The 25,644-nt window shown below is 68.2% G+C and carries 27 protein-coding genes and 3 pseudogenes; 17 read left to right on the top strand and 13 right to left on the bottom strand.

The window, feature by feature from the left end; translation table 11 throughout:
• Positions 1–48: 48 nt before the first annotated feature.
• From ACODT5_RS16165 to ACODT5_RS16150, 4 genes and pseudogenes are all read left to right on the top strand, one after another.
• A pseudogene (locus ACODT5_RS16165) lies at positions 49–569 on the top strand (lipase); the annotation flags it as partial.
• A gap of 140 nt (positions 570–709) precedes the next feature.
• Positions 710–937: a Rossmann-fold NAD(P)-binding domain-containing protein gene (locus ACODT5_RS16160; protein WP_422519985.1), complete on the top strand. Its 228-nt coding sequence runs from the start codon at positions 710–712 to the stop codon at positions 935–937.
• A gap of 319 nt (positions 938–1,256) precedes the next feature.
• Positions 1,257–1,625, top strand: coding sequence for a hypothetical protein (locus ACODT5_RS16155; RefSeq protein WP_422519984.1), 369 nt, complete (start codon positions 1,257–1,259; stop codon positions 1,623–1,625).
• Positions 1,626–1,739: 114 nt separating this feature from the next.
• Entirely contained in the window at positions 1,740–2,258 is a 519-nt protein-coding gene (locus ACODT5_RS16150) for a hypothetical protein (protein WP_422519983.1), read from the top strand.
• 206 nt (positions 2,259–2,464) lie between these two features.
• On the opposite strand, the gene ACODT5_RS16145 is transcribed toward ACODT5_RS16150, so the two are convergent.
• Positions 2,465–2,647 carry a hypothetical protein gene (locus tag ACODT5_RS16145; RefSeq protein ID WP_422519982.1) on the bottom strand — a complete coding sequence of 61 codons (183 nt, stop codon included), beginning with the start codon at positions 2,645–2,647 and terminating at the stop codon, positions 2,465–2,467.
• Positions 2,648–3,090: 443 nt separating this feature from the next.
• Here ACODT5_RS16145 and ACODT5_RS16140 point away from each other — a divergent pair, with 443 nt between their 5' ends.
• Positions 3,091–3,735 carry a hypothetical protein gene (locus tag ACODT5_RS16140; protein ID WP_422519981.1) on the top strand — a complete coding sequence of 215 codons (645 nt, stop codon included), beginning with the start codon at positions 3,091–3,093 and terminating at the stop codon, positions 3,733–3,735.
• Positions 3,736–5,507: 1,772 nt separating this feature from the next.
• Here the strand turns inward: ACODT5_RS16140 and ACODT5_RS16135 are convergent.
• Together ACODT5_RS16135 and ACODT5_RS16130 are read right to left on the bottom strand one after the other, a co-directional pair.
• Positions 5,508–5,819: a hypothetical protein gene (locus ACODT5_RS16135; protein ID WP_422519980.1), complete on the bottom strand. Its 312-nt coding sequence runs from the start codon at positions 5,817–5,819 to the stop codon at positions 5,508–5,510.
• A gap of 79 nt (positions 5,820–5,898) precedes the next feature.
• Positions 5,899–6,612, bottom strand: a complete 714-nt coding sequence (locus ACODT5_RS16130; RefSeq protein ID WP_422519979.1) for a TetR/AcrR family transcriptional regulator — start codon at positions 6,610–6,612, stop codon at positions 5,899–5,901.
• A 112-nt stretch (positions 6,613–6,724) separates the two neighbouring features.
• On the opposite strand from ACODT5_RS16130, the gene ACODT5_RS16125 reads away from it, so the two are divergent.
• Complete coding sequence (locus tag ACODT5_RS16125) at positions 6,725–7,576, top strand: patatin-like phospholipase family protein (protein ID WP_422519978.1); 852 nt, start codon at positions 6,725–6,727, stop codon at positions 7,574–7,576.
• Between the two features lie 849 nt (positions 7,577–8,425).
• On the opposite strand, the gene ACODT5_RS16120 is transcribed toward ACODT5_RS16125, so the two are convergent.
• Positions 8,426–9,019: a hypothetical protein gene (locus tag ACODT5_RS16120; protein ID WP_422519977.1), complete on the bottom strand. Its 594-nt coding sequence runs from the start codon at positions 9,017–9,019 to the stop codon at positions 8,426–8,428.
• Between the two features lie 313 nt (positions 9,020–9,332).
• Here ACODT5_RS16120 and ACODT5_RS16115 point away from each other — a divergent pair, with 313 nt between their 5' ends.
• Entirely contained in the window at positions 9,333–9,953 is a 621-nt protein-coding gene (locus tag ACODT5_RS16115) for a hypothetical protein (RefSeq protein ID WP_422519976.1), read from the top strand.
• A gap of 332 nt (positions 9,954–10,285) precedes the next feature.
• Positions 10,286–10,732, top strand: coding sequence for a hypothetical protein (locus ACODT5_RS16110; protein ID WP_422519975.1), 447 nt, complete (start codon positions 10,286–10,288; stop codon positions 10,730–10,732).
• A gap of 171 nt (positions 10,733–10,903) precedes the next feature.
• Here the strand turns inward: ACODT5_RS16110 and ACODT5_RS16105 are convergent, their stop codons facing one another.
• Positions 10,904–11,491, bottom strand: coding sequence for a hypothetical protein (locus tag ACODT5_RS16105; RefSeq protein ID WP_422519974.1), 588 nt, complete (start codon positions 11,489–11,491; stop codon positions 10,904–10,906).
• A 311-nt stretch (positions 11,492–11,802) separates the two neighbouring features.
• A pseudogene (locus tag ACODT5_RS16100) lies at positions 11,803–12,234 on the bottom strand (integrase core domain-containing protein); the annotation flags it as partial.
• Positions 12,235–12,607: 373 nt separating this feature from the next.
• Here ACODT5_RS16100 and ACODT5_RS16095 point away from each other — a divergent pair.
• Complete coding sequence (locus tag ACODT5_RS16095) at positions 12,608–13,618, top strand: quinone oxidoreductase family protein (RefSeq protein ID WP_422519973.1); 1,011 nt, start codon at positions 12,608–12,610, stop codon at positions 13,616–13,618.
• A 393-nt stretch (positions 13,619–14,011) separates the two neighbouring features.
• Positions 14,012–14,563, top strand: a complete 552-nt coding sequence (locus ACODT5_RS16090) for a hypothetical protein (protein WP_422519972.1) — start codon at positions 14,012–14,014, stop codon at positions 14,561–14,563.
• 13 nt (positions 14,564–14,576) lie between these two features.
• On the opposite strand, the gene ACODT5_RS16085 is transcribed toward ACODT5_RS16090, so the two are convergent.
• Both ACODT5_RS16085 and ACODT5_RS16080 read right to left on the bottom strand, forming a co-directional pair.
• On the bottom strand, positions 14,577–15,698 hold the full coding sequence (locus ACODT5_RS16085; RefSeq protein ID WP_422519971.1) for a tyrosine-type recombinase/integrase: 1,122 nt from the start codon (positions 15,696–15,698) through the stop codon (positions 14,577–14,579).
• 55 nt (positions 15,699–15,753) lie between these two features.
• Entirely contained in the window at positions 15,754–16,197 is a 444-nt protein-coding gene (locus ACODT5_RS16080) for a hypothetical protein (protein ID WP_422519970.1), read from the bottom strand.
• A gap of 211 nt (positions 16,198–16,408) precedes the next feature.
• Between ACODT5_RS16080 and ACODT5_RS16075 the strand changes: the two genes are divergently transcribed.
• A complete protein-coding gene (locus ACODT5_RS16075) occupies positions 16,409–17,254 on the top strand; it encodes a hypothetical protein (RefSeq protein WP_422519969.1) in 846 nt (281 codons plus the stop codon).
• The gene (locus ACODT5_RS16070; RefSeq protein ID WP_422519968.1) at positions 17,251–17,556 is read left to right on the top strand and encodes a hypothetical protein; all 306 of its coding nucleotides are present in this window, start codon (positions 17,251–17,253) and stop codon (positions 17,554–17,556) included. The genes ACODT5_RS16075 and ACODT5_RS16070 overlap by 4 nt, the downstream gene beginning before the upstream one ends.
• A gap of 706 nt (positions 17,557–18,262) precedes the next feature.
• On the opposite strand, the gene ACODT5_RS16065 is transcribed toward ACODT5_RS16070, so the two are convergent.
• Positions 18,263–19,255 (bottom strand): PQQ-binding-like beta-propeller repeat protein, encoded by a 993-nt coding sequence (locus ACODT5_RS16065; RefSeq protein WP_422519967.1) that lies wholly within the window; start codon positions 19,253–19,255, stop codon positions 18,263–18,265.
• Positions 19,256–19,894: 639 nt separating this feature from the next.
• On the opposite strand from ACODT5_RS16065, the gene ACODT5_RS16060 reads away from it, so the two are divergent.
• From ACODT5_RS16060 to ACODT5_RS16050, 3 genes are read left to right on the top strand one after another with little or no spacing between them, the layout of a single operon-like run.
• Positions 19,895–20,077 carry a hypothetical protein gene (locus ACODT5_RS16060; protein ID WP_422519966.1) on the top strand — a complete coding sequence of 61 codons (183 nt, stop codon included), beginning with the start codon at positions 19,895–19,897 and terminating at the stop codon, positions 20,075–20,077.
• A complete protein-coding gene (locus tag ACODT5_RS16055; RefSeq protein WP_422519965.1) occupies positions 20,046–20,282 on the top strand; it encodes a DUF6879 family protein in 237 nt (78 codons plus the stop codon). The genes ACODT5_RS16060 and ACODT5_RS16055 overlap by 32 nt, the downstream gene beginning before the upstream one ends.
• Positions 20,283–20,317: 35 nt before the next feature.
• Complete coding sequence (locus tag ACODT5_RS16050) at positions 20,318–21,145, top strand: S1 RNA-binding domain-containing protein (protein ID WP_422519964.1); 828 nt, start codon at positions 20,318–20,320, stop codon at positions 21,143–21,145.
• A 1,611-nt stretch (positions 21,146–22,756) separates the two neighbouring features.
• Here ACODT5_RS16050 and ACODT5_RS16045 read toward each other — a convergent pair.
• Positions 22,757–23,101, bottom strand: coding sequence for a recombinase family protein (locus ACODT5_RS16045; RefSeq protein ID WP_422519963.1), 345 nt, complete (start codon positions 23,099–23,101; stop codon positions 22,757–22,759).
• 18 nt (positions 23,102–23,119) lie between these two features.
• Positions 23,120–23,362, bottom strand: a complete 243-nt coding sequence (locus ACODT5_RS16040) for a hypothetical protein (protein ID WP_422519962.1) — start codon at positions 23,360–23,362, stop codon at positions 23,120–23,122.
• Between the two features lie 38 nt (positions 23,363–23,400).
• Here ACODT5_RS16040 and ACODT5_RS16035 point away from each other — a divergent pair.
• Positions 23,401–23,454, top strand: a pseudogene (locus tag ACODT5_RS16035) (hypothetical protein); the annotation flags it as partial.
• Here ACODT5_RS16035 and ACODT5_RS16030 read toward each other — a convergent pair.
• Positions 23,455–23,613, bottom strand: a complete 159-nt coding sequence (locus tag ACODT5_RS16030) for a hypothetical protein (protein ID WP_422525268.1) — start codon at positions 23,611–23,613, stop codon at positions 23,455–23,457.
• 349 nt (positions 23,614–23,962) lie between these two features.
• On the opposite strand from ACODT5_RS16030, the gene ACODT5_RS16025 reads away from it, so the two are divergent.
• Positions 23,963–24,316: a hypothetical protein gene (locus ACODT5_RS16025; RefSeq protein WP_422525267.1), complete on the top strand. Its 354-nt coding sequence runs from the start codon at positions 23,963–23,965 to the stop codon at positions 24,314–24,316.
• Between the two features lie 64 nt (positions 24,317–24,380).
• On the opposite strand, the gene ACODT5_RS16020 is transcribed toward ACODT5_RS16025, so the two are convergent.
• A complete protein-coding gene (locus ACODT5_RS16020) occupies positions 24,381–25,640 on the bottom strand; it encodes a GNAT family N-acetyltransferase (protein WP_422519961.1) in 1,260 nt (419 codons plus the stop codon).
• Between the last annotated feature and the right edge of the window lie 4 nt (positions 25,641–25,644).

Here is a 25,644-nt window from a genome sequence, read left to right as displayed (position 1 = left end):
GGTCGCCCTGCGACCGGGGCCGGGCCCGGTTTGCGGCAGGCTGAACCGATGGACACCCAGCACCACTGGATCACCACGCCCATCACCCCGGACCTCGTGCGCGGCGCCCTCGAGCTGGAGGAGACCGCGCACGGCGTGCTGCCGCACCGGCTGCGGCTGCCCGCACGGGCCCGCGCCCAGTGCTCCGACCCGCAGGTGGCCATGGCGGAGTCTCAGCCATCCTGAGTCCGGCCGGCCTTCCGTACCAGCGTCACCGCCGTGGAACTGGACACGCTGGCGACCAAGCGCGCCTACGCCGGTGCCCCGCCCCGGCCGGACGGCGTGGCGACCTCCTCGTCGGCGGCAGCCTGGCCGGCCAGGCCCGTGTCGGCGGCGGCAACACCCTGGTGATCGACATGGCCACCGGAACCGCTGAGCACCGCATCGGCACCGTGGGCACCCTGAGCTTCACCGGCCTGGCCGAGGGCGCCAAGGACATCGAGATCTGGCTGCCGCACAACGAGACCACCGAACTCGTGGCCCTGCGCACGGACGCCCCGGTTGAGCCCGCACCGGACCGCGGCCGCAAGGGCACCTACCTCACCACGCAGTCCGACGTACGGGCCCTGCGCGCGCAGGGCCGGGGCGGGAGCATCGTCAACATCGGCACCGTGCTGGTCGACCACGCGCTGGCGGGCTCGCCCCCGCGCCGGTCGTCAGCAAGGCCGGTGTGCACGGGCTGCCGGCGAGCCTCGCCGCCGAGCTCGCGGTCGAGGGGATCCGCGTCAACCTGATGGCGCCGGGCATCATCCGCACCCCGCTGCACGCGGGCTCCGACGTGGACTCCACGACCACTACCGCGAAGCCCTGGAAGCCGTCATCGCCGCCAAGGCCGAAGGCACCCGCCCCCAGCTTCCCGATGCGCGCGAAGCGGCCAGTGGAGAGGCGGTGGACCTGATGGCAGCTCTAGAAAAGTCGGTGACGGAGGCGAAGAAGGCACGTGCGGGCCAGCACACCCAGGAGGACGCGACCGTGCACGAGAGCAAGGCCGACACCCCCGGCAAGAAGGCGCGGAAGGCGGCGGTGAAGAAGACCGCTACCCGGCCTGCCGGATGCGCTGGGTGCGGCGGCCCGGGGCCAGGGGCCGAGCTCCGGGAATCCGTGGGCAAAAGGGCAGAGGTATTCGCCACACGGCCTTTCCGGGCGGGAGAGCTGGTTCTGGCCGGTGTCATCGTGGCCCAGCTCGACCTCAACGATGCCCACGCCTCCCAGATCAGATGGAACCGCTCCTTGCGGCGCGGCGGTCTGGTGCCGAAGGTGAACCACTCCCGAAGCACATCGAGATCTCCAACGGGCACGTCGACCCTGACTACGGGGGCGGCCCGGTGTACCTGTACGACCTCTCGATCACCAATCTCGGCAAGGACACGGCCGACTACCGCGTCACCATCGAGGCGTACGACAAGGACGGCGACTTCCTCGGCGAGCACGACGCCTTCGCCGAGCGCCTCGGCCCCGACAAGACCAACCGGCAGCCGGAGCAGCTGATCGTCCCGAATGCAGTCTCCAACGGCACCATCGCGGACATCGCCGACCTCAAGGTCACCGATGTGGAACGCGTGCCCGGCGGCTCACTGTTCCAGTAGGCCCCGACCGACGTCCCTAGCCCGGGTACGGCGTGGCCTTCACCTCGCCCGTCTGCGGTCCTGCACGAGGAGAAGGCGACGCCGTTGTCACACCTGAATGGCACGATCCCAGCCATGAGTCCGACACCAGAACTGACCCAGAAGACGCTGACAGAACGCGGCTTCCGTGGATTCGTGCCGTTCCGCGAGCTGGGTGACAGTGGAGTTCCCGAAGAGCCCGGAATCTACGTGGTGCTTCGCACGGGTACGGAGACCCCGTCGTACCTCTCCCATAATCCTGCCGGACACCTCAAAGGCCGTGACCCGTCGGTGACGGCTGACGAGCTTGGTGGCGCCTGGGTGGATGGTGCCACGATCGTCTACATCGGTAAGGCGTCGGCAGGCAAAGACGGCCGGAGGGGGCTGCGGAAGCGGCTTGACGAGTATCGCCGCCACGGTGTCGGCGGGATGGCCGGCCACTGGGGAGGGCGCTACATCTGGCAGTTGGCAGATTCGGACGCTCTGCTCGTCGCGTGGATGCCGACATCCGAGCGGGACCCGGGTGCGGCTGAGGCGGAGCTGATCGCGGAGTTCATAGCGCTCCATGGAGCGCGGCCTTTCGCCAACCGCAACAAGGGCGTCGCACAATCCTGAGAGGGTCTTGGGCTGCGGGCTGAACCACACTGATCGACGTCCGTATCGGCGCGCGCTGCACTGGTCGGGCCGCAAGGATGAACGTTGCGAGCGTGGCGAGGGCATCTCCTCCTCCGTGTCTGGGGCGATCGCGGGACCGCCCCAGACAGCGACTGCCACGACGTCCGCACTGCGTGCGCCGGGGTCAGCCGCAGAGAGTGACGGGATCAGGCGTCTTCGGTGTAGGTGCGGTCGAACCAGGTGATGAACTGGTGGACCGTGCCGATCTTGGCAACGCGGTCATGCAGGGCCTTCTGGTCGTGTCCGCTCAGGAACCAGCCGAGGGTGACCGGCGCTCCGCAACCGCAGCCGCACGTCCGTGCCGCGTGCGGAGACTCGAAGTACGTCACCGGGTTGCGGACCGGCTCTATCGGCTGCGGCTTTGCGACGTACGCGTCGTAGACCGGGTGCCCGGCCTCCAGGAAGCGGCCCTCGATTGCCCGGCGCGGCGACCTAGCACCCTATGACTATCGGTCAAGGGTGGGGCGGGAAGGGCGGATTGATGGCCGGGGTTGCCGCTTGCGGGCGGGCGTCCGGCGTGGTTGCCGCTGGCCGTGGCGGTGTCCAGGTCGATCGGGGTCCGTTCGTGGATGAACTCCCGCTCGACCCCGTTGAGCCCCAGGAACCCACACTCGAACCACCCTGCCCGTCGTCACCAGGCTCTTGTGTCACCACCATGTCCCGGTGCTGTAAGGGAACTGGGCTCGGGGCACCCGCCCGCCCGGTCTGCCACTAGCGTGCGGCCATTGGGCCCCGCAGCCCAGCCGACCACCACACCCCGGGAGACTCCGCCATGCCCAGCCTTGGTCCCCGCACCCTCCTCGCCACGATCGCCCTCACCGCCACGCTGGCGCTGACCGCCTGCGACCCCGCAGGCGAAGCCGAAAGTCCTCCCGCCGCTCCCGCCGCCTCCGCCTCTGTCTCCGCGCCCGCAAGGTCCGCCGTCTCCACCCCGCCCGCCGGTTCGGGCAAGCGCACGCTGGCCGAGGCCGCCACCGCCGGCGGGCTCACCAAGGCCACTGGTGCCGGCGCGGTCTCCGACGTCCCAGTCGACCCGGGTGAGATGCGTGACGGCATGCACCTCGTGGTCGCCGAGTACGACCGTGCCGGGCAGGCCTCCGGCCGCCGCATCCTTTTCGTTGGCGTCGATAGCGTTCCCGAGGACACGAACAAGCGTCGCGAGCACCTTTGGCGCGGCCTGATCGACTACGCGCTGCAGAACGGCTCAACCGGCACTCCCACCACCGCCAAGCCGTACCAGCCCGGCCCGTTCGGCGGATCCCTCGAGTGCCTCAGCCTGCCCGAGTCCGCCAGCGCCACCGACGTCATCTGCGGCTGGTCCGACACCACCACCGCCGCCGTCGCACTCTTCCCCCGCACCACCCCGGCCGACGCCGCCCGCCTCTTCGCCGCCATGCGCGCCGACCTCGAACACTGACCGCCCGATCCACCGCACTCCCGCTGGGCCGAGCCGCCGGGAGCGGTCGGTGGTGCGGGAGCGTGGGGTGGCCCAGGAGGCGGGGGTGGGCCGTTGCGGGAACACGAGGTCGTCGGGGAGCGGTTCCTGTGCGGGCTGGATGATCGGGCGGTCGTCGGTGAGGGAGCGCGCGGTGAAGCCGGCGCCGTGGAACCCGTTGGCCGGCTCGAAGCTGATCAGCGTTCCCACGTGCAGACCGGAGGCCTCCTCGATGATGCGCAGGAGCGCACCTGCCCAGTCGACGCCGTCGCTTTCGCCGGTGGGGCCCGTACCGGTGGGCACAGCCAGGGCGAGGACGTCGCGGACGCCGGTGACCCGCAGGAGGAGCTGGTCGATGCCGGGCGTGATGGTGGTGACCTTGTCCGCCCGGATACGCGTCTCACCGACGCGCAGCCAGACCCTGGACCGACCGGCGCTCACCACGTCGGTCCCGGCCGGGACGCGGCCTGTTGGGGGATGCTGGTGGTCGTGTTCATGCGTCCACGGTCCCAGGGGTCTTGGGGTCGTGAACGGGATTCGTGCTGGAAGCCACTCGGGCGTGGGCCTGACAGCGCGCTTCCCCTGGGCGGCTCTTTCGGGGTTCTGCTGCTGCGGGATCGGCGGGTGCGGGATGTTGGTGTGTCCGTAGCCGGGTGAGCGCAGGGTAGTCGGCGGCAGGGTGGAGGAAGACGGACGAGTTCGGGAAGGCGCACAGGGGCAGGGTGGGCGTGCTCCTGGAGGACGGGACGGTGCCGGGGCTGGTGTACTTCGACGGGAACTCGACGTACGGGCACACGAGCTCGTTCGGGCCGGGTACAGCGGGCAGCCGTTCTACGGTCCGCGCGCTGAGCTGTTGCGGGCGGTGTGCTCGTGCGGCTGGACTGGGAGCGCATCGGCGATACACCGATGCACAAGGGCGAGTCGACCTGGGCGGACGCGGACAAGTGCCGGACCGACTGGGACCGGGGACCGACGGCCCCAGGGCCCACTCTGCCCCCAGAGTGTCAGCTGCTGGATCCGCCGTCTGGTGGTGCATCAGCAGCGAACTGCTCCATGCTACGCACTTCTCCTGCTCGGTGCGGTGGGCAAGGCAGTTCCCGTTCCCAGGGGTACGGCGGTGCCTGTGCTCGCACCTTGCGCTGCTCCGACCCTTCTCCGACCAGTACCATCGAAAGTCAGCCACGACGATGGGGTGCGCCGGACGATCACGCGAGCGCGTGCACCGCAACCCATTTCCGGTCCGCACCACGTTGCAATGTCTTGTAACCCCAATGGATCCATCGGCCGCCGGCGTTGCTCGGCCGCCCCGTCGGGGCACCGCAAGCCCGCCAGGGAAGTCCTGGCCGCCTCGGTTCAGGTCGCCGTTCGGGGAGCCTTCTCGTTCACGCGGCCCTCCCACGCCCCGACGCAGTGGGCGAGGTCCTCTGGGAGGTAGACGTGAAACCGGCGTGGCGGGTCGGTGACCATGGCCAGGTACACCCGTGCGTCTCCTGCATCGTGGAGCCCATCCATGGCCTGAGCCAGGCTCTCCAGCCGGACCGGATCAGATCCTCCCGTCTCCACCAACATGTCCAGCCGGTCGCACCAGATCGCCCACAACGATTGGGCCGAGGCCGAATTCGAATAGACCTCCCACCGCGCGCCCGACAGCAGCGCAGCCAAGGCCGCGGGCCCGCTGATGGAGCCATTCCGGGCCAGAGCGGACCTCAACGCCTCGAACGTCGAATCCGCCCCCTCTGGTTCGTCCTTGCTTCTCAGAACCCGTCGCCCCATCCGAAAGTGACGTTGTACGCGCGCTGGAGTGCGTGTCGGCCGTCATCCCCGTCGGCGTAGGCCCATGCAAGGGCTGCGGAGAACCAGAGCAGAAAGACTCCGCCGACGATGCCCAGAGCGACCAGCTTCCCGTTCCAGCTGAGCAGGACCAGGGCGATGGTCACGATGGCCACGCCGAGGTGGGCTCCCCGCGAGTCGAGCGATGCAGCCTTGCGTGCCTCTCTGCGTTCGGCCCGTTCTACGGCGAAGCGCTCCTCTCGAACAGACAACGGTTCGTTCTCATCGAAGTTCATCTCATCCCCCCTGGCGCTGAAGCTACCTGGACCCGGTCCCCGTCGGCAGAGGAGCACCACGAGGATATGGATCAGGTACTCACGACCTATGGGTGTTGTCGGTGTGGAGCGGAGCGGCTCGCGTGCGGTGTGAGCCCAGGTTGCTCAGGACGGCGGCGAGTTCCTCCGCCGTGAGGGCGGGGGCCGGCAGGGTGGTGGCCGGTGGGCCCGGGGTCCGCAGGCCGTCCAGGAGGAGCGCCAGGTAGCGGTGCCAGGCCCGTGGGGCGGTGTCGGTGAGGGCGGGGACGGCCCGGCCGAGCGCGGCGAGTGAGAACAGCAGGTCTTCGGTGGTGATGTCGTGGCGCATCGTGCCTTGCCGCTGGGCGCGCCCGATCAGCAGGTCGAGGGTCTCGCGGTTGTGCGCGTGCACGGCGTCAAGGGAGCGGACTCCTTCTACGCCGGTGGTCATCAGGTCATTGGTACCCCGGTCGGCGGCGAGCGAGGCGAAGACGACGGCGAGGTACCCGGTGAGAGCCTGCCAGGCGTCCTGGGCGCCCCGCGCCGCGTCTCCGGCGGTCATCGTGTCGGCCAGTGCGCCTTGAAAGACCTCCTCGACGAGGTCGGCCCGGGTGGGGAAGTGGCGGTAGAGGGTGGCGTTGCCGACCCCGGCCCGGCGGGCGATCTCGTCCAGCGGGGCGTCCAGGCCCTGGGCGGCGAAGGTCACGCGGGCCGCGTCGACCAGCAGTTCGCGGTTGCGGCGTGCGTCGCGCCGCACCGGCGTGGGCGGCTTCGGTCGTTCGGGTCCGATCGGCATGTCCACTCCTCATCAGTACCGGGGACATGTCCCCGGTACTGATGTTATCGTCTCCGCGTAACGGGGAATGGTCCCCGTTTTGATCGGCCGAGGATGAAGGAACGGTACGGATATGGCGGAGCGCGCTCTCGTACTGGGTGGCGGCGGCGTCATCGGCGGCGCCTGGGAGATCGGGATGCTCGCCGGCCTTGCCGAGGCGGGCATCGACCTCGCGCGCGCCGACACGGTCATCGGTACCTCCGCGGGCTCGATCATCGGGGCGCGGCTCGCATCGGGAGTGAGCGCCGAGGAGTTGTACGAGGGCCAGCTCGACGGCGCCCCGGTCATCGACGTCAAGGTCACGGCGGGCCAGACCGCACGCTTCCTGTGGGCCGCGCTCGGCTCGCGGGATCCCAAGCGCTCGGTCCAGCGCCTCGGGAGGGCCGCGCTGTCCTCTCGTACGGTCCCTGAGTCCGTGGTCTTCGCGGCGGTCGGCCGTCTGCTCGAAGGAGCCGACGCATGGCCGGGGGCGGATCTGCGCCTGACCGCCGTCGACGCACGGACCGGCGGCCTGGAGACCTTCGACGCCGCTTCGGGGGCAACACTGGCCGAAGCGGTCGCGGCGAGCTGCGCGGTGCCGGTGGTCTGGCCGCCGGTAGAGGTGGCCGGGCGGCGCTGGATGGACGGCGGAAGCCGCTCGACGGCCAACGTCCACCTTGCCCACGGACACGGGCGGATCATCGCCCTGGCCCCGATACCCAAGGCCGTCGGGCCGCACCCGAACGCCCTCGCCCAGGGAGCCGAACTGGAGGCGGCCGGCGCGCGGGTGGCCGTCCTTACCCCGGACCGCACGGCACGCAAGGCCTTCGGCCACAACATGCTCGACCAGACCCGCCGCGCCGCCGCGGCCCGCGCGGGCCGCGCCCAGGCGGCGGCCTGGGCGCCGACAGTGGCGGGAGTCTGGGGCCATATGCCCGGCCTGTGAATGAGTGCGCCCGTGACATCGGATGGGCGGCAGCAACGATGTGAGGGCTGTCCCTGGTCATGGTGCGCGACGGTCGTGATCATGGCTGTCATGAGATGACCAAGCTGCTGTCGCGGGACGCCTATCGCGAGGATGGCCGGCTGCAATGGGCGTGCCTGTTCGCAGTGGTCATCTGCTGGATGTGCGGGACCTCCTCCAGAAACCTCCGCTGCCCGACCCCCGCTTTTCGCTGGGCTCCGGGAACAGCAGGCGGTGCGCGAGAGGGGATCGGGCGCGCTGTCCCTGCGCCGTCCCGGCACCCGACGCTCCCGTCGGCTGGACCTACGAATACACCGGAGGTCCGTTGAACGGGCCGCCTGTCAGCTTGATGCCGACGGTCGGCGCCCCCTCCCCGACCTCACCTGATCGACCACCGACGTCCGCTTCACGGGCGCCCTTCCGCCCGTCGATCATGGAATGACCCTACGAGCTTCCTCTGACACCCAGGCCGCCGCCGAGCACGTAAGGGCGATCTCTGGGGCGGCACACATGCAGGTCGCCTACTGACAGGAACGCGGGTGTGCGATGTGCCGGGTTGATGTCAGTAGACCCGGTGCCGGTAGACGCGACGAGGCCGGCCTGCATCGGGTTGATGCCCTGCCCGAGGCGACGGGTGAAGGAGGACCTGGGCGGTCTCCACCGTCCACCCTCACGCGATCAGCCAGCTTTGCTGGGTCCGAGATGAGGGTCATGGAGACGTACACCCATTCGGCCGCTCGGGGGTCTCAACCGGTGAGGCGCGTGTTGCGACGGCTCACAGCCGGCACCGGCCGGACCCTCGACGCACCGCCTCGGCCTGATGGGCCGAAGTCAGTGGGAGGGGCACTTCTCTTTCCTTAGCACCGCCTTGAGATTTGCGGTGTCTGCGATGATCCCCCCAGCCGCGGGCATGGAGCTGCACACCTTCCACAGGGCGCTGGGGGAGACCTCGCGTCCCGCACCGGTCGCATCAATGACGGTGGCCGACGGGATGAGGAGCAACTGGTTCTCGGCATCGGTCAAGTTCTTGCCGGCATAGTTCGGCATTAGGTCTCCAGGCCGCGCCTGCCAGCCCTTGCTGTCCCTCGGACAGTACTCGCCTTCCCTGACCGCCCAGAAGACAATCAGCGCGTCCGGGTCTACATCGCCCGCTCCCGGTGTCTGGCTGCACACCCTCCAGGTGCGGTCCCAGGCTTGGGCCCGTCCCATGTCAAGCCCATCTTCCGCGCTCAGGTTGTAAAAGCCCGCTTGCTGCGCCGAATCCTGGGCAGCCTGGAGGCTCTGACCACCGAGTTCCGGCAGTTCCTTGGTGAAGGCGCACCCTGCTAGTCCTGCGGCAAGCACGGCTGCCAGCAGTCCCCCCATGGCAGTTCTGGACGCGCAACGAACCCTGTCCATGGCCCCCCATGAGTCGAACTTGATCACTCCAGAGGCGTGATCCTAGCGCGCCCCTCCGCGCCTGAGCGCTCGACCTTCCCCCGGGCCTACTCCTCCCCGGCGGCTGCAGGCACGTCATCGGACCCCCTGCAAGGCGGTGCGCCCGCCTCGAGGCGGTGGTGCGGTCTGAGGCCCCGGTGCCTTGACTGGCCGAGAGGCGGAGGGAACTGTCGTCCGAGTCGAGACCTGCAACGGCTTCATAGCCGACACCGGCCTCACCCTCGACGCACCAGCTTCACCCTGACGAGCCGAGGTCAATAACAGGAGGACGGGCTGCTGGGGGCCGTGTCAGAGTCAGCTCATGTCGACAGATGTTGCTTATCCCATCTTCCGTACGCCCGACCGCAGCCTGGCCCTGCAGGTGGCTTGGCAGTTGGTGGCGTTCGGTAGGCAGTCCTATTCCGACGTGTCCGTGGAGGCCACGGTATCTACCCTGGTCGAGGTGGAGCGGCTGAGAGAGGCTTTGCCGGATTCCTGGTTCACCTGCTGGCACGCAGGCGTGGATGCGGTCCCGCCCGCTGATATACCGGACCTGTTCCGTGCGGTTCCCGCGAGAGAACTTCCCCTAGACAGCCCCGGCCTGGATGCGTACCTGCCACTTTCCGTCTCGATGCTGGACCAGCCTGTGGGCAGCATCGAAGATCACTTCGCCACCTTGGTGGGCCCCTACCCGGCCCGCATCTACTGGGATTCGATGTACTGGCCGGAAGCGCCGGAGCGCGGCCTGCACGGTGACGCGAACAATGCCAAGGTCACGCTCCTGCTGCACTGCGCTGATCGCGGACTCGATACCCAGGCCGATACACACACGGTCCTTGTCCATGTTCGGCGGCGCAACGGCGATGGTTACGAGGACCGCTTCGCACAGTGGGTTGCCGAGCAGATCGGCCAGAAGGTCATCGGACCGCCGCAGCACCCGTAAGGCCGTGGGCTTCCCTTCCCGTGTAACTGCAGGCTGCCGATCCGACACCGGGCCCGCGGCGCGAGCCCGACCCGCCCGTGAGGGCTCGTAGCTGTCCCGGAGCCGCGCCGCGGCGCCGTCGGCCTGACCAGCGGAAGCAGTCCACCAGCCGATCCCTCGTGCGGCTATCGAGTCTGGCACAGGCGTACCGCCGGCAACTTGCGCGGAGGACACAAGACCTCGGCTCCGCTCCCGCCTGCCCCTACTGCCGCCACCGACTGGTGATCCGGGCTCTCTGCCCCACCAAGGGAAAACCGGCTTGCGCGCGGGGCCCAGTCCGGTCACATACGGCCATGAGCAGAATGGCGCAGGTCCTCGTGTTGGCCCGGTATGAGGATGAGGTGATGGAGCCGCTGACGCGGTACGACGAGGCACGCACCTGGCGCGGCCGGTTCGAGCAGATACCGGGCTGGTTCATCGGCGGGTGGTACATCGAGTTCTTCCGGACGACCCAGCGCATCGGGATCCTTAAGGACCTGGAGGCGCTGCCGTGGAAACAGCCGGAGTGCGTGCAGGTCATGCTTCACGACGAGGACGACGACTGCTTCGGTCTGTGGATGTTCCGCGAGGGGAAGCTGGTGGAGCTGCCGTTGGCGCGCACCGAGCGCTTCCACGAGCCGGCCCCGCCCACGCAGGAGTACGCGCCCAGCCCCGGTTCCTTGTGGCGCACGGACGTCGGGCACACGTGGCTGCCCGAACAGACCCCGGAGGAACTGAGGGACCCGCGCCCGGCCTGGTAGGCGGTGCCCCACGCCGCCAGACATCCGCTTTGCGTCGCCGGCCGGCCGCGCCTACACCGGGCCCGGCGCGGCCGCGGGAGCGAATCACGTCCTGCAGGACAGTGCGCTACCGGCTGCGCTCGGACGTGACGGGTGTGTGGAACCGGCCATCGGTCTCGCCGAACCGTCGGGTCACCATCCGGTCTGTGGCTCGCCCAGGACCTTGCTGCCGATGTGCGCGGCGAGTTTCTGGGCCCGGGGGAGGTCACCGAACTTGCCGACGTGGACGAAGACGGTGTGCTGATCATTCCAGTGGCCCAGTTGGGCGTTGTCGCCGTGGAACACGATCTGCACACCGTCGTACTTCGCGTTCCCGTAGTGACCCGCTTCTGGTTCGTCCGGCCACAGGCCCGGCCAGTCGATGGAGGCCATGCCCTGCCCGAGAGCCGCGACGAAGCGTTCTTCCACGCTCCCGGCCGGAACGTCCAGCATGACGTCGAGCGGTAGGTGCGCCTCCAGCGCGGCGTCGGCGGCCGTTGCCACGTCCAGGTCGAACCAGAGCTCCTCACCCGACGGACCGGTACGCATGTCGGCGAAGTCGAACCTTCCGTCAGGCAGGACCGCCACCATCCGCCGCACGTCTTCGACCGTCCGCAGCTCGGCGAAGAGCCCGGTCTTCTCCTCGCGCTCTGTCATCAGCGAACGCAGTTGCTGGGCCTGCGTGTACGCCGTAGCGGCGTCGGTGGTCCGGTAGACGGCATACGCCATGGAGTCGCCCATGGGCCGAACCATCACACGTCCTCACGGGCACCCGCCACCACGTTTCATGTGACCACCGCGGTCAGGGAACTCGACGCCCGCTCAGCTTCCGAACCCGGATCCGTGGCTCCAGCTTGAAGTCAGACGCCAAGCTGAGAAGCATGAGGAGGCAACTCATGCGTGCCTGATGTGGTCGCCACACCCGGGACCGGCTGTCGCCTCCGTGTCCCTGGCGAGATCACTGGGCGCATGATGCCTGCGATAATCGTGGCTTGTCCTACGGTTGCCGAGCTGCCCAGCCGGGAGCGCCCAGATGCGGGCTACCCGTGGCCCTAGATGGATTGCCTCGTTAGGTTGGGGACGCGGCTTGCGGGTGGTTTGCCTGCGCGTGCGGTGTGTCCGCGGTGGTGATTGTAGGAGTGGAGCCAGCCGGGGAACGCTTCGCGGCGTTCGATGTCTGACCGGTAGGGGCGGGCGTAGGCCCATTCGTCGAGCAGGGTGCGGTTGAAGCGTTCGACCTTGCCGCTGGTCTGGGGCCGGTAGGGCCGGGTTCGTTTGTGGGTGATCCCGGCCGCCGCCAGGCTGTCGCGCCAGTCGCGTGAGCGGTAGCAGAAGCCGTTGTCGGTCAGAACCCGTTCGACGGTGATCCCAGCGCCGGTGAAGAAGGCGTGGGCCCGTTGCCAGAAGGCGGTGGCGTTCTCCTTCTTCTCGTCCGCGTGGATCTCGCTGTAGGCGAGGCGGGAGTGGTCGTCGACGGCGGCGTGGGCGGCGGAGCGGATGGAGATCAGCTGGCCCTGCTGCTGGCGTTGAAGTCGTACCAGCGGATGGGCCGGTTCCCGAGGCCGGAGGAGTATCCGGAGGCGGTGGTCGATTTCGTGCGCCGCGCGGTGGAGCTGCCGGAGGCTACGCCGGTTGTGGTGGGTGGCCGTACGGCGGTGCGGAAGCGGCGGGTGGTGCATTCGTCGCCCCTTGACGGCCTCGGTCTCCTGTCCCAGACCCGGGTGCAAAGCAGGCGTCTCAGCTCTCGGCGGTGGTGGCGGGCTGGTCTGCTTGCCGGGAATCGGATCGCCATCAACGGGGTTGGTGGGGGATGAGCCATCAACGGGGTTGGTGGGGATGAGCCGTTATTGGAGAGTCATGCGAGCGATTCAGGTGTACGAAGTGGGCGGTCCCGAGGTGCTGCAGGAGGCCAAGGTGGACCAGCCGCGGCCGGGTCCGGGCGAGGCGGTCGTGGAGGTCGCCGCATCCGGGGTCAACTTCCTCGACGTCTACCACCGCGAAGGCCGGTACAACCTCCCGCTGCCCTTCACCCCGGGCGCTGAGGGCGCCGGCACGGTCGTCGAAGTCGGACCCGGCGTCGCTGACGTCGCAGTCGGGGACCGGGTCGGTTGGGTGGAGATTCCCGGCACGTATGCCGAGCGGGCCGTCGTGGACTCCTCCCGGCTGGTGCCGCTGCCCGACGATATCGGCTTCGAGACAGCCGCCGCCGTGCTCCTCCAAGGCATGACCGCGCACTATCTCGTCAGGGACGCCTACCCGGTTCAGGGGGGCGACACGGTGCTCGTGCATGCGGCTGCTGGTGGCATGGGGCTGCTTTTGACCCAGCTCATCACCCATCTCGGCGGCAGGGTGATCGGCACGACGTCGACCACGGCGAAGGCCGAGCTGGCGAAGCGTGCCGGGGCCGCTGAGGTGATCCTTTCCTCTGCAGTCGACGATCTCGCAGCCGAGGTGAGGCGGCTCAACGGCGGTCAGGGACTGCCGGTTGTCTTCGACGGCGTCGGCGCGCACACCTTCGATGCGAGCCTCGCCAGCCTGCGAACCCGCGGCCATCTCGTGCTCTTCGGCGCGGCAAGTGGTGCCGTGCCGCCGTTTGATCCGATTCGGCTCGCCCACGGCGGTTCGCTGACCCTGATCCGGCCCAGCCTCGGGGACTTCATCGCCGATCGGTCCGAACTGCTCCGACGGGCCGCCGATGTGTTCGAGTGGGTGCGCTCCAAGGCGCTTGAGGTCACCGTCACGGGCCGCTACGCATTGTCCGAGGCCGCCCAGGCCCACAGCGATCTGGAGGCTCGGCGTACCACCGGCAAGCTGCTCATCATACCCGATGCGGCCGCTATTGGACGCCGCGAGGAGACGCAGAGCTGATCGCGGGTGACGAGGTCGGGGATCTTGGAGACTGAGATGTCGAGGGCATGGCCGACCGTCATCGCCAAGATCCCCGACAGCGTCAGGCACTCAGCAGGCCAAGATCAAGTTCTGGCGGGTTTCTGGCGCATCTGGGTCACGCTCCTTCAAGATCCCTCAGCCGAGACCTGGCTCACCCGTCCACAACCTCCCGGGACAGAATAGCTAGGCCTCGCCCCCAAGATCATCCCGTGGCGGGTTTCTGGCGTATCTGGGTCATGCCCCTCGTGGGCCGTTTCCGACCCGCTCGCGGTTCCGGTCGGCGACACTTCCACCATGGACTGGATCTCTCCCGTGTCAGGTCTCGTTGGCGCTGTCCTTGGTGCGAGTGCGAGCACATTCACTGCCGTTCGCGTGCTCAAGGAGCAGTTGATCGACGCGCGGGCGGCGCGCGCTGACGTCGAGCGAGCCAGCGTCGTAGCCTTGCTTGCCACGGACTTGGAAGCGCTGGAGGAGCATGCTCGTCTTGTCCCCGAGGACACCAATCCCCCGAGGGGCGAGGACGTGGGGGAGTTCCGGATGCGCCAGCGGGAGGCCGAGAAGCAGTGGAAGGACCCGTGGCGCGGAAAACTGCGGCGGGTGAGGATCGGCGCTCTGCAAATCAAGGACGAGAAGCTGCGGCGCCGCCTGCTCGACGGCCTTCAGTACGGTGCGAGCCTGCACATGCTGGAGTACGCCAGTCACCACCACGGCCGACGATGGGTACTTTGCGGTCTGGCCGACGACATGACACAGGCCCTCTTCGCCTGGCGCCGAGGCGAAGAGGAGCTCCCAGCGCCGAACAAGGCCTTCGAAGAGGCCAAGGAGTCGTTCGACCTGAGGGCGGAGGAAGCGCAGATGACCGCCGAGGCAGAGGAAGCGGACCGGCAGCAACGTCGTTCTAGGGGAGGCCAGGGGCAGGCGTGACCACGTCTGGCCGTCAGTTGATGTCGCGCGCCAGCACGCCGGCGACGTCGGCCGCCAAGCCGTAGCCGGGGCTGTCGTCCAGCAGCTCCTTGCGTCGGTTGTACCGCTGTGTGGTGCGAGAGTCGTTGTGGTCGGCCCACCGCTGGACCTTGTCCACACGAGCATCCGGCTTCGCCAGAGCGTGCGTGATGGCGTCGACCTTCGTGCCGTGCGGGCCTCGCAGCGGCAGGCCGGCACGCTTGGCCAGGGACTGGAGCAGCCGCCACACGGCCGGTTCGTCGAGCCGGCCGCCGCTGGCGGTACAGAACAGCCACCCCTCGGTCCGGCCGTCGAGGTAGTCCTGGAGGGCGTCCCAGGCCATGGGTGGGATCGCCTTCTTCTTCCGGCCGCCGCCCTTCGTCTTCTCCAGGTGCAGCACGTGGTGGCCGCGGTCGTAGCCCAGGTCCTCTACACGGGCGTTGAGCAGGGAGTCGATCCGCAGGCAGCAGGTGTAGAGCATAAGGAGCAGGGCGTAGGCGCGCTTGCGGTACGCCGCGACACGGTGCTCGTCACGGGCGATGGCCAGGAACCGGGCCCACTCCTGCTCGGTGTAGCCGGGCGTGGAGGAGAAGTCCGGGTCGATCACCGGTCGCTGTACCGCGTCGAAGGGGTTCTTCACCCCGTCGTCGCCGACCTTGTCCCAGTAGGTGAAGAAGGAGGACGCCGAGGACAGGGCGTTCGCCCGAGAGGCGTCCGAGTACGGCTGGCCCGTGCGGGCCATCCCGCCGCGCCGACCGCCCTTGACCGGCACCGACGTCGGCGTCTGCTCCAGCCAGAGCCGGAACGCGTCGGCCAGGGCGAACTTCGCCGCCATCGGGTGGACCCCGTGCTCACGGGCGAACTCCTCGAAGACCTTGAAGCCGCGGGCGTACGCGCGCCGGGTGTTGTCCGAGCGCTGGTTCACGATCCAGGACGCGGCGAGCGTTGGCAGTACGTCGTTCTCGCCGTAGACGGAGACGAGGAACTCGTACAGCTTGCGTGCGTGCTCCGGCCAGAGGTCCCGTGGGTCACGGTGCAGGGTGGCCAGGGTTGTCCGTGGGGAGCGGGCAACCAGCTTCCTTGGCATGTCGGGTGATTCGAGGGCAGCTGAAGTCACGCGTCCTCCTTGGGTGCGGGCCGGCTGCGATGGGCCTGACGTCTCTTCGGGGCAGCTACTGGATGAATGGTGACCGATCGGTGCGGCGGCGGGGCGGCTCCGGGGTGGGGGCCACGTTGTCGTAGACGGACCGCTCCCACACCCTGCTGGTGCCCTGGGTGCGGCATTTGAGGTTGAGGATGATCTTGGTCTCGTGGTGGTGGTAGTCGAGCTGTACGTAGACCTCGACGGTGCCGTTCCCGGCGGCCATAGGGGCGATGTCGTACTCGTTGACGCAGTCGTAGGCGTTGTTGGCGCTGTCGTACGCGCCTCGCAGGCCCTCGACGCCCGCGCCGGCCGCGGTGACGAGGACAGAGTCGAGTGCCGGACCGGATGTCTGCCTGAGCACCAGTACGCCGTAGGGCGTGTTGCCGCGCTCGGTGTATGCCTGGTCGATCTCGAAATGCGGGCCAGCGGCCTGGTGTCGGTCGTGGTCCTCCGCTTCGAGCTGGCGGTGCATCAACGCGACCTGTTCCTGGGCGGCGTCGGCCTGGACTCTGGCGGCGTCGGCCTGGACCCGTGCGGCGTCGGCCTGAATCTGCGCGTGCGCCTCGGTTCTTCTGTCGCGTTAGATTTGACAGGCAATCGAATGGGGTCAGCTCTGACCTGATCCTTAGCGCTTGTCACCATTCAGCTGACTCAAAGCAGTTGTCAGTCATATGCTGACAGACATGACCGAGACGAGCCCTCAGGCCAACACGACTCCCGAAGTGCCGTACCCGTACACCCTGGCTGCCCTCGCGCGCCTCATGCTCTCCGCTGCGCACAACGACACCGCCGAGACCGCGCTCAGCCGAGTCGCCACCAAGGACGACTTCTCCGGCACGGTCTCGCCGGGCGACTTCGTACGCGAGGCCACCGAACTGATCCGGCTCGCCGAGCACGCCCAGCGCCGCGCCGTCATCTACGAACGCGAGCGCGGCACCAGCTGGGAGGACATCGGCGAAGCCCTGGGCATCACGAAACAGTCCGCCCACGCCAAGTTCGCAGGGCACGTCAACGAGTGGCGCGAGCCGTTCGGCAAGCCCGAGCGGCGACACCCGGACGGTACCGCCGACGACCGGCGCATCCCCTACGGCGCCCGCTACGCACCGGGCGCTGCCGCCCCCGCGAGCGGCAGCGCCGAGAAGACCGCCGCCAACCTGGACCAACGCCTGCGCCGGCACGACGACTGGGCCGATCAGGAACACCCGGTCAGTGGCTGCCTGCCCCGATACTCAACTCAGCAAATGGTGCTGCTGATCGGTCACGCCGCCCACCGCATGCGGATCGATCAGTTGGTACCCGACCCCCATACGGAGGCCGACCTCTGGGACCTCCACGCCAACCTCCGCGAGCAGCTGATCCGCGAGGCTGAACTTGGGGGCGACCCCCTCCACCCGAAGATCGACTACCCGCTGGAAGCTGCCCGCGCCCGGGCCCGCGCCACGGCCCTGCGCGAGGCCGCCCGCCGCGCCGGCATCCACGACGCCCAGCCCGCTGCAGTCGGCGTCGGTGCCGACGAGAGCGCGCGATGACGGAAGCCACCAAGCCGAAGCGGCCGATGTCCCAGAAGAAGGCCCGAGAGTTCATCGCCGACGCGCACCTCGTGCTCCGAGACCGCGAGGCCCGCCATTACGAGGTCGTAACCGAACGGGGAACCGTCCTCCGGCACGTCGAGCCCGCCTACAAGGCCGTACGCCGCTCCGGCTGGAACGGCTGGGCCGCAGGCTCCATCCGATCCTCCGCCCTGTCTGTACATGCCACCCGGGGCCAGGCCGGAGCCGAGGCCCCGCGCCAGTGGTTCGCGCTGGCCACGGCCAAGCCCAGATCGTTCTGACTCCTTGCGCCCAACCGGATCAGGCGGCCGAGGGCCTTCCCTGTCGGCCGCCGTTTCGTGGGCGTCGCTACCGAGTTCTACACCTTTGTTGGTCGGCCCCGCTGCCCGACGTGAAGGTTTTGTCGTCCGTACGGCACGATGGCGGGCGGCCGCTTGACCTGGAGCTCGCTGCCCGGCTGGCCTACCTTCGGCCAGGCCCCAGCGTGCCCTACAGCATGTGTGCAGGGGGCTCCCTCAACCCTCGTCGGCCGAGACAGTGGCACGCCGCTATCCCCGGTTCCTGCCCTGGGCATGCGGTCCTGTGTCCGGCGGGTGATGCTCAAGGGATGAGCGAACGACTGACCTGGTACAACACCACCACACTGACGCTGCGCAGCAACTGATCGCGCAAGACCAGACCGATCGACCAACCGACCTGGTCAGTGAGATCCGATACGCCAGAGTGGCATTTGACGGGACAGTCTTCCATGTCGCCCCCCAGAAGACTCAGACCCCGAACCAGGACGGGCCGCCCATTACCGTGGTCCCGGTCTCGGAACTGGTGCGCCTCATCTATTAACCCCGCGGCGGTGGGCAGAGACGTACCGAGGGTCTACAGCACCCCGTGCAGGGCAACTCCCTCAACCGTACCGAGGCTTGACCCGGACACGGGCGGACCGCGCGTATCCGGGGGGCGCGCACGGTCCGCCGTGGGAGGGGGGACTGCTTAGCCGCCGGCCGGGTAGCTCGAAAGTCGCAGGTTCTCATCCAGCACCAGGCCGACGTAATCGTTGACGAGGAGCGGTGCGGCCTCGGGCCTGGTGGGCATGTCCGCGCCGGTTCGCGCGTCCAGGGCGACGGGCCCGCCCACGCCCCGGCCGTAGACCCGCCCGTGCCAGACCGCGGTCACCGTCGGGGACTTGCGCCCCTCGCCGTCCTTGAGCGCCCACAGAACCTGCCCGGTTGCCGGGTCCACCGCGGCGACCGCGAAGGCGCCCGCACACACCAAGGTCCCCAGGGTCCGGGCCTGGTCGTTGGTGCAGCTCACCGAGTCCATCCCCGCGGGCATGTCGGCACGGAGCTTCCCGCTGATCACATCCAGCAGCCGGTCGGCCCTTGAGCCGTCCGGCCGCCGACCCGCGATCCGGACGGTGGCGGGACCGGCCCCGCTCATGTTCGCGGCGTACACCTTCTCGCCCCGCCACTTCTCAGTCCCGGTGGCGAGATCGACCCCGACCGGGAACGGGGTGAGCGGCTCGCCGTCCAAGAGGCCGGCGACCATCCCGGAGCCCACCGCGACAGCCTCCAGACCGGGATGGGTCCAGCGCAGGGAGTGTGACGCGGTGTCGATGCCGTACGACACCGCAGTGTCGCCGCCGACCACGGTGATGACGGCCGTGCCGTCCTGTGCGCCGATGGCCGCGACCTTGATCCTGGTGGACGTCAGCGCCCACTCGGGCAGCTTGATCGTCGTCCGCCAGGCGGCCTTGTACGGGGCTGCTGTACTGACGGCCATGACCTCGAGCACCGCACCCGCGGCGTACGTCCCCGAGGCGGGCGTCGCCATCAAGAAAGGAGTCAGCACCTCAGTGCCGGCCAGGACCGGAGGCAAGGTGTAGCCCTCCGAGTCACTGCGCAGCACCTCGCTGCGGGCGCTCTCCTCGCCGTAGGTGCGGCCGGTGGCGAGCTCGACCACCTGCACCCCGGTGGGGGAGGCCACGAAGGTCAAGGCGTCGTGAAGGAGGACGGGCAGGTCGGTCCTCCTTCACGGACCTGGCCCGCCAAGTTGGTGCGGCCCTTCGTGGCCACCTCGGGCAACAGCACCTTTCCACGGGCATCGAACCAGGACGGAGGGTCGTGCGCCACCAACGTTGCTTCCATAGCCTGCGACGGTGCACTCGCGGCTGGCGGGGTGCTGCTCCTCGGCTTGGCGTCATCGGCGGCCTGACCACACCCCGCAACCAGACCAGCAGCCATGGACGGGGCGAGCGCTAACGGCCGTACAGGAACACGCACAGGGACGTCACTTGCGGTCGGGCAGACAGTGGTGGTCACGGTACGCCGCACCCGGCGCGGGCCTGGCGCGAGGGGAAGACCGGGGGCGCGGCCTGATGCCCGGGCCCCGTGAGTGTCCGAGGATGTCAGGAGCCGGTCGAAGGCCCGCCCGGGTAGGCACTGCGGGAAGAGCTGGGCCGCCGCCCGCAGCCGTCTCCGTTTGCTCTGGTCGGCGAGACCTGCTTCCTGTTCCACTGGGTTGAGCGCAATCTCCCGCAAGCAGAGCGATGCAGGAGGCTGTCATGGCATTACGTTCATCGGTATCGATCCGGACTCCGACACTGGGCAGTGCCAGACGGTGTGGGTGGACGAGGACACAGCCGACGTGGTCATCCAGGGCTGGAAGGCGGATGAGGCATTGCTCGTCCAGTGCCTGGAGACGGGATCGATTCCGGACACGGAGGGCGTCGTACGGATCCCCGCGCGGATGGTGGCGATGCTGAGGGAGGCGTGCGATGACGCAGAACGACGTCGTGCCGGGCTTTGACATCCTGCTGGACGGCGCCCAGCACTCCGCCCTCCACCTGGAGATGCGCGACGGCTACGGAGTCGCGGCGGAGTCCGCTGGGTTCGCCGGCTGGCTGGCCACCGGTCTGCACCTCGCGCACGTGTTCTCGCTCGGTGCCAAGACCAGCCTCCGCTACACGACCGCCGTCGCCGTCTCGGCCGCCGAGCACGAGTCCGTCCCTTGAGCTGACAAACGGTTTCCCGTGAGAGGCTAGGCGGCATGGGCGGGGCGGTCGATGACTTTTCCGGGAAGTTTCTGGCTGCGTTGCAGGTCGGTGACGTCTGCAGCGGGATCGTGGCAGAGGTGACTCGACGAGGTATGTCGGTAATCCTGGACGGTTTCGCCGCACGTCCGCTGGGGTTCGTGGGGCCGCTGGATCTGTCCTGGGTCCGGTTCTCGGCAGCGGCGGTGGAGGTCGGCGACCGGATCACCGCCGAGGTGACTGCCGTCGACCTGGAGCAAGGTCAAGCTTGGATGTCCACGGCCGCCACGGAGAACCCCGAGCTCTGGGCATTCCTGAAGACCCTCCGTGCCGGCGAACTACTGTCGGGCGAGATCGGGTCGATCGAACGGTTCGGAGTGTTCGTGGCGCTGGACGACGGCCCAGACCATCCGCTCTTCCCCGGCGTCGGGTTCATCACGATCCCCGAGCTGTCCTGGCGACGCTTCGAGACAGCTTCGGACGTCGTTCAGGTGGGACAGTGCGTTTCGTGCGAGTTCCTCCAGTTCGACACAACGAACGGAGAGGCCAGGCTGTCCCTGCGAGCGACGCAGCTTGACCCATTTCGGACCTTCGCCGAGATCACCACGGTGGGGCAGACGCTGCAGGGGCGGGTCACCAAGCTGGTCCCGTTCGGAGTGTTTGTGCAGGTCACCAACGACATCGAGGGACTGGTCCATCTGCGAGAGCTCACCTGGACGCCTGTCGAGGCTCCAGAGACGGTCGTTCAAGTCGGCGACGAGATCACGGTCGTCGTCACCGAGATCGACCGCGAGCGACGCAGGCTGGCCCTCTCCCGACGACAGGCTTCTACGGCTCTCGAGTGAGCTCTCTAGGTCTCGCCGCAACCTGAAGCAAGCCACAGCCTGGGCAGAGGCAGAGACGTGTACATCGGCGCTGCTGAGAGACAAGCAGAGGTCGTGTTGGGGGCCTGCCGAGTCAGTGTTTTGGAAGCAGGAGGGTGTCCACGGGTGCAGGTAGAGAGCCTGGGAGTGAGCCCGCGACTCGGTCAGGATTGTTAGTGAAGGTTTCTGCTCTGGTGCTAGGCGACGGGCGGCTGATCTGGGTAAGCGTTGAGGGAGCAGGTCTGACGCGGTTCGATGGATGGGGGCAGTCCAGCCGACTAACTTCTGGAGCTCTCTTCGGAGCCACAGAAGTGCGTCGGTGTAGCGGCTGGGAGAGATCGGTGCTGGTCCTGTTGGACTGTCGAGACTACGTTCTGGCACCGGGCCGTAACGTTCAGGGCTGCTCGTGGAGCGTTCTGGGGCAGTCCTGAGGATGGCCAGCACTGGTGGTAGAGCGATGGCAGGTGGCTGCCCAGGCTAGGAGACGTCTGTAGGAGGACAGTGCAGGGAGCAGGTGGCATAGCTCCTGACCTGCGCAAACTCCTGCTGACAAGCATCGGGGAACCACGTCATCAGGAGGGATGACGGGTCTCTTAGTCGAGATCGCCATTGACAGGGTTTGAGACGACTGCTGACTTCAGATGCAGAGTTCAATCCGCCAATGACGGCTTGGTGAGTTGGCATGCAGGGCAGGAGGGCTCGCAATCATCTTTGACACTTAAGAGTTGCCTGACTTGGTAAGCTCAGGCGTTGCTAGACGAGCATCGTTGTGGGTACATCACTCTTGCGGGGATGTGCCGCGAACAGCAGTCTTGGACTGTGAGGGTTGTTGCCACGATGAACGACTGCTCCCTTGGGAGTGACGGTCGATCGTTGAGGAAGTAGCTTTCATGCTCGTCGCCTGCTGTCGCAAGAAGCGACGACGTTGCAAGTTGGCGTCGTGACTTCGGGAGCTGCGGCCGTAGTCGTAGTTTGCGATAGTAAATATTGATGTGAGGTTTCTTGGGCGCGCGGAGACGCGGAGCTCAGGGGAGAAAAAAGGTGGCCCCCGCCGCGTGAGCGGCGAGGGCCAGAACTGCATTGCTCGGGATCTGTCCCGGTACGACCTCCAGGGGGGCAACCCTGGAGGTTGTACTTTTTTCGACTACCAGATGGTGGGGATGATCTCCACCAGCCGGTGCACGACCCAGATGATCAGGTCGGCGATCGGCTCAGCGATCACGGCCAGCAGAAGCTGGATCATGAACGCCTTGATCGGGCGGGTCGGGGGCTCGTCCCGAGGTTCAGGTTCCGTAGGTTCCGCACCTTCCCCATCCTCGGGTTCGGTCTGGTCCTGCGGGTCCTGGTCCTCGGGGAGGTCCAAATGAACCCCTCCTCTCGTACTTATGTGTTCCCCGGGAAGGGCCTGTTCCCGTCCCGGCGGATCCCGAAGGACACATGAATTACGAGTGGACCTGCATAGATTATCTGGTCGCGGGGACCTGCACGTGCGCTCGCACCATCGAAATGTGAGACCTACGCGAATAGGGAGGCGGAAGGAGCAATTCCGCTGGGAGAAACCCCTGGTGGCGGTCGGTCAGCACCTTCAGCGAGCTACCGGACATGGACCTTCACGAGCTTCTCGGTGCGGGTCCGGCGGACCCGCACCTTCTTCGTGGCGCGGTCGCGGGCGGGCCGTCCGTTCACGGCGGCGCGGGCCGCGGGGTCGAGGATTCGGGCGACGGTGGTGGGGCGCCAACGGCCGCCGCGCTTGGAGGGGATGCCCTCCTCGTTGAGGCGCCGGGAGATCGGGCGGGGCCCGAGACCCTGCTCTTGGTGCCAACTGAAGATGAACTCCTCGGTGGTCTTCTCGGCGTCGAGGTCGATGCGCTTGCCGTCGACGGCCTGCTTGCCGAACGGCGGCGCTCCGTACGCGCATCCGCCCTTGGTGGCTTTCACGGGTCCGTCCTTGAGCCGCTAGCGGATCATCCCGCGGTCGAGCTGATGGAAGACCCTGCGCATCTGTCGCATGGCCGTGCGCAAGGGGTCGTCCTCGTCCTCCAGGTGCTTGCCGTGGTCGGCGGTGAACGCCTGCCCGCCGACTGCCGAGGCGTAGGCGAGGGCGATTTCCTGGACGGTGAGCTCGCGCGCGAGCTCGTCGAGGTTCGGCGCGAGGATGCCGTCGGCCCGGCCCTCGTGGATCCACTCGATGGCGTCCATCAGACGGTCGCGCTCGCCTGGCCCAGGCCCTCGCGGCGGTGCGCGCCGGCGACACCCTCGTCGTCCCCAAGCTCGACCGTCTCGCACGCTCGTCACCCGACGCCCGCGACATCGGCGACTCCCTCACCGCCCGCGGCGCCAAGGTCTACCTCGGCGGCACCCTCCACACCATCGCCGACCTCGCCGAGCTCTTCTCCGTCAGCCGCGCCATGGTCTACCGCGTCCTCGAACGCCCACCAGAACGCAGCCACGCCGTCGGCCTCCAGTGGGCAGTGACGTGCTGCCCTACGTCTACCGGGTCACCAAGTACGACCCCGCCGACTGCGACCAGTGAGGCCACTAGGCCGGCACTTGAGCCCGCAACCAGCGACCACGGACCGCTCGAAGCCGCCTACCTGCAGGCTGTCGCCGCCTTCGCCGAGGACACCGGCGTCGACCAGCTGGCCATCCGCGAGCCGCAGCTCGCAGGCTTCGCCCACTTCGGCCTGGAACCACCGGTCGACGGCTACACCCTGGCCGACCTTTTCCCCGCCCAGCGCCGCCGGGTTCCACGACGGCGCACTGGTGCCGATCGGTGTCGGCCTGTAACTGGTCAGGGCTATGCTCCGCGACAAGGGCCCCTGGTGCCGCCTGGAGGTCGAGGGAGCGTTCACGGTGCATGTGGGCTGGGACCAGTACCTCTACCTCGGCAGCAGCTGGCCCTGCGAAACCGCGCTGACCCGCACCGGCGCGCTCGGCCTGTTCCCGCAAGGCCTCCTCGTCGTCCTCGTCGAGCCCGGCGACATCCGGGTCGCGCAGGGGCCTCAGGCCGCCGCCGGCCGGGGTGGAGGCGGTGACATTGTAGCGGCCGAGCACCTGGGCCGCTACCTGTTCAACATCAAGGTCAGCGCGCCAGGCCAGGGCCTGCGCCCCTTCCGGGACCCAGACGCCGCCGAGGACGACGAGAGCGACTGACCGAGTCCCGAACGGCTGCACGGTGGCCGAGGGGCCTGATAATGCCTGACAGTCGACAGCTGCCTCAGAAGCCGAAGGAGTTGTGCGGTTCGGGGTCGATGCGGAACAGCCGGGTTAGCTGCGCGAGCGCGCCGTCGGCGTGCGGAGTGATGCGACCCGCGTACATCAGATCATGTGCCGACATGCCGCCGAAGTAGAGCGAACTGAGCGCCGAGATGGTGATGGTCAAATCCGCCTGCTGGTCGGTGGCAACGCATGTCACCGACGTACCGCCTGTGCGGAGGAGCCATGTCCGGTTGTTCGCTGGGCACATGTGGTCGTCATCGATGGTGAACGCCACCTCGCCGACCATGTCGTACGAGCGTTGCGTCAGGGCGCGGGGGACGTCGAGGAGGCGTGCCCACAAGTTGTCGGACTGCCGGGTGATGCGCATCGCTCGCGGGTTCGCAAGCATCCACCGCAGTGGTTCGTCGCGCGGGCGGCCGGGCGCCACGATGGTCCTGGTGAGGTCGAAGTCGACCAACAAGCTCCACAGCGCGCGATACGCCGTCGGGTTCGTTGTCTCCAGCGCCTCAACAACGAGTGTCCCCGCGTTGACGGCTGTCGAGGACCACGGCAGTCGGAAGTTGGCGATGCCGTCTACCTCGCCGTGCTGGTCGCGGTGGGCGAGATACCGCAGCGGTCCGTTCGTGCCGTCCGCAGTGTCGGACAAGCTGTCCCAGTGCCCGGGCAAGGGGGTGAGCTCACCGGTACGGTGTGCACGCACCTCCGCGTGCACCACAGGCCAGAACTGCTTCGCCTGCGCGGCGTCGACCAGCTCCAGCGAACCCGGGTCGGGCGCGGCAGGAAGAAGGGCAGCTCCGTGACGGTCCAGCTCCCACCGTGTGCGGATAGTCGCCGGCGAGAACCCGAATCGGCCGTAGATGCTGCCCTCGCTGGCGCTGAGCATCGCCAACGGCTCGCCTCGGTCCAAGGCGGCGTCGAACATGGCCTGCATCATCCGCCGCAGGTAGCCGCGTCGGCGGTGTGTAGCGATCACCCCGGTAGAAGTAACACCGGCTACCTTGACCGTGCCCCCGCCAGGAACCGTCACGTCGAAGGAGATGGCGGCCGATGCGCCGACGCACGCGCCGTCTGCGAAGGTCGCGATCGGGTGGAAAGACTGGTCCTTGACGTCAGCTTCTGCCCACTCCTCTAGCTGCTCGGCGGTCGCCGGAGTGCGCCGCGGGGGCCACGGCTCCGGACCACCGTGCCACGCGGCATCAGCTGGCTCCCACTGCGGCAACCCGTTCGCGAAGGGCAAGGCCCGGTAGTACGCGTCCATCTCA

Source organism: Streptomyces tatrensis (assembly GCF_049310065.1).
GTDB lineage: Bacteria > Actinomycetota > Actinomycetes > Streptomycetales > Streptomycetaceae > Streptomyces.
Note: the sequence above shows the minus strand (reverse complement) of the source record. Positions and strands in the feature narration are given on the sequence as shown.